We start from the raw sequence: 944 nt of genomic DNA on the forward strand, positions 1-944 counted from the left end.
ACTACGAGGCGATCCCACTCGCTTGCGTCAAATCGTCACGAATTTGGTAGGCAACGCGATCAAGTTCACGAGCACGGGAGAGATCTTCGTTGACGTATCGCTGCGGTCGCGCAGCAACAACTCTGTTATCGTCGACTTCGCGGTTCACGACACCGGGGTCGGGATCCCAAAGGGACGGCAGGCGGATATTTTCAACATGTTCAGCCAGGCTGACCTCGCGACAACGCGGCAGTTCGGTGGCACGGGACTCGGGTTGTCCATCTCTCGACAATTGACCGAGCTGATGAACGGCCAAATCAGCGTTGAAAGTGAGGAAGGCAAAGGAAGCACGTTCCGCTTTCATGCCGAGTTCGGTCTTGCGAACTCGCAGACATCGCTCTCTTTTCCGGGGCCCGTGAAGAATCAAACGGTTCTCGTGGTGGACGATAACGAGTCCAACCGCAGTGTTCTCACGGAACTGTTAGTCAGTTGGCAACTCGACGTTGTCCTCGCTGAAAGTGGCAAGCAGGCAACCGCAGTTCTCGAAGAAGCCGCCAAATCGGATGAACCGATTCGATTGGTGATCATTGACGAAGTGCTGCCCGAAATGGACGGGTGGGACTTGTGCGACACCATGCGCAGCCATCCCAACCCGCGGATCTCCTCTGCCAAGATTTTGATGATGCGTGCAACAATGGATTCGGGCCCACGATCCGTTATGCGACAATCGGACGTGACCGGTTGCCTTCCCAAACCGATCAAACATTCGTCTCTTCACGAGGGAATCATCAGAGCGCTCGCGCCGCCACACCTGCAGCCCCCTCCGCCAGTTTCAGCGACGACGAACCGTGTTGACGGGGCCGAGTTGAACGTATTGCTCGTCGAAGACGGGTTGGTCAACCAAAAGGTGGCAACCACCATGTTGCAGCGTCGAGGTCACAACGTGCACGTGGTGTGCAACGGAC

General features: G+C 56.5%; 1 protein-coding gene. It reads left to right on the plus strand.

Annotated elements, in window-relative coordinates; translation table 11 throughout:
- Positions 1-22 precede the first annotated feature (22 nt).
- On the plus strand, positions 23-944 hold a 922-nt coding region (locus RSSM_RS01965), incomplete at its 3' end, for an ATP-binding protein (protein WP_236620883.1).

The organism is Aporhodopirellula sallentina SM41 (assembly GCF_000346505.1).
Lineage (GTDB): Bacteria > Planctomycetota > Planctomycetia > Pirellulales > Pirellulaceae > Rhodopirellula > Rhodopirellula sallentina.